Raw genomic sequence first — 2194 nt, forward strand, 5'->3', positions numbered from 1 at the left:
CCTGTCTTTGACACCTAAATCACTGGGTCCCTAAGGCGACTCCGTCTTTAATTTAGTTTTTTAACAGTAAAACTCCCCTCCGGATTTTTATTTTGTCGTTCGCTAGATTTGGTAAACAGCGCCCAGAGCTTCCTTGTCGGTATCGAAGCGCGTCTTCAGGCAGTGTGCAAGCTCATTCTTGTCTGCTACGGGCGGCAGAGGAGTTAAATCTACGCAGTTCATGATCCGGCTTAGGTCTGTCTCTTCGTACAGGTGTATTGGTGCATGCGGATCATCGTCCTGCGGCCGACGCAGAATTTGTCTCAACGGCCTGTAAAGAGCGGGCTGTTCTTTATCCAGCTGAACCGACAGTTTGGCAGTGTTGAGCGCTGCCAGTATTTGTTCTGTCGTCATTGGGTGGCCTGCAAGCTTGAGCTTCTTGCTTAATATTCGAAGCAGGATGAGGGCCAGAACGCAGATCAAGACCTGTGCCTCAATGTGTTCATCCGTGTAGACGTACATCGGTCTTAAATTGAAGTTTGTCTTCATAATCCGGAAGCATTGTTCAATCTGCGCCTGCTTTTTGTATTGTTCGATAATCTCCCAGCCGGACAGTTCTTTCTTTTCTTTCGGCGGAAGTTCTACCCATTCCTTGTCGAACTCTCGGGAGTCTTTAAACAAATAGGCGTAATAGCCGGCGAGTTTCTTATCTTTAGCGAGCTTCTTCTCGTTGATTTTCTGAGCTTTATTTTTTCCGGTCTCAATGTACTTTTTCCAACCGAATGCGGCCAATGGGAGCTTGGCATGATGAGCAACAGCCTCTCTGGCCCCTTGTTCATGCATTTCAATTTTGAACATGTCTTCCCGATACCGTTTCTCACTCCAGCCAATGACCATCCGGTAATCGGTTTGAACGACTCCGTCTTCATCGACGAGACTTGAAGGAATGATTTTTATCTTTCGTTCTTTTTCCTTATCCCACTCCCAACCTGTGTCTTTAAGCCACTCATCAACAGAACTTTGCTTGGCTTTGGATAAACTGTGCGCCAGCAGGAAGCCCTGATTTTCTTTGACCAGTCGGCTCAGGTTTGCATTCGTGTTCAGTCCGTTGTCTGCAACAACAACGGCGTTTGTAATCTTGTAAGTTTTAGCGAGTTCATCGATCGAGCACTTCATCGTCGTCTTTTCCGAGCTGTTGCCCGGATAAACTCTGAAGTCGATGGGAATTCCGTCTCTGTCAACAACCATCGCGATAGAGACAATCGGATCCTTTCTGCATTCTTTCGACGGGCCTCTCATGCGCAAAGAGCTTGTTCTGTTTCTTTCAAGCTTCTCAATGAGCTGTCTTTTTTCCTCCAGAGCGGCTTCTGAAGGAAGCGCACTGAGCTGCTTTTCCACTTCCATTGCCCACTGATGCTCATCGTCCCAGACCGTTTCGAACCAAGTATTCGTAACGTCGTAAAAGACCACGGATAAATCACGAGGCATGGCTTGATTCAAAGCTTTATTAAGACCTCGCAGGATAGGTTTTCTGATTCGGGCGGCAAAGGAGAGCATCCTGTAAAGGCTTTTTAAATTAGTCTCTGCCAATGAGTTTCCAAGCCAATTCGTTTGAGAACGGTAGTGTTTCAGATGCGAACTCGGGGAGACGATTCTGTTGACAATTGTCTGCCAGAGCAGAGCCTCTGCATCAAATTCAATATCGGTCTTGGACTGCTGATAACGGATCAACGCTTTGAGTTTGAGTGTTTCATTCCAGATTGGTTTGAGGATGTAGTTTGCGTAACAAAGCACCGGCTCTCCGGCATACGGAAGACAGGGACGTTTCTTCGGAATTTCTTCCAGGAGCTGCTTTGTTCTCTCGGTGGCCTGATTGGGTGCGGACTTCTTCTTTAGTTCAGCGCGGAGCTTCTCTAAAGCCAGAGGATCTTTAGCAAGCAACTCTGACTTACTTCCCAAGGCTTTTCCGATGCAGCCTTTTGTGGACTTTTTCCCGGACTTAGTCGTATAGACGATTGAATAGCCTTCGTAGAGCCGGTCTCCTCGGATTACTAAATACATAACGATCCTCGCTGTTGTGCACACCTAATTATACCATAATTCGCTATAAGTTCGCTATCATAAAATAATATTAAAGGTGGGCTAAAAAATTCCGGAGCTCTCTTAATGAGATACTCCGAAAATTTTCAAGGTCTATTTAGCTGTCAAACGCAGG

1 protein-coding gene is annotated in these 2194 nt (G+C 46.4%); it reads right to left on the reverse strand.

The features are described 5' to 3' along the window. Nucleotides 1-102 precede the first annotated feature (102 nt). Nucleotides 103-2040, reverse strand: coding sequence for an IS1634 family transposase (locus HMPREF9439_RS05105; protein ID WP_008863993.1), 1938 nt, complete (start codon nucleotides 2038-2040; stop codon nucleotides 103-105). Nucleotides 2041-2194 lie beyond the last annotated feature (154 nt).

The sequence above is a fragment of the Parasutterella excrementihominis YIT 11859 genome (assembly GCF_000205025.1).
In the GTDB taxonomy this organism is placed as follows: Bacteria; Pseudomonadota; Gammaproteobacteria; order Burkholderiales; family Burkholderiaceae_F; genus Parasutterella; species Parasutterella excrementihominis.

Bases quoted from the DNA above. Each gene is read 5' to 3' on its own strand.
- HMPREF9439_RS05105 (WP_008863993.1), bottom strand. From the start codon at position 2,040: ATGTATTTAGTAATCCGAGGAGACCGGCTCTACGAAGGCTATTCAATC.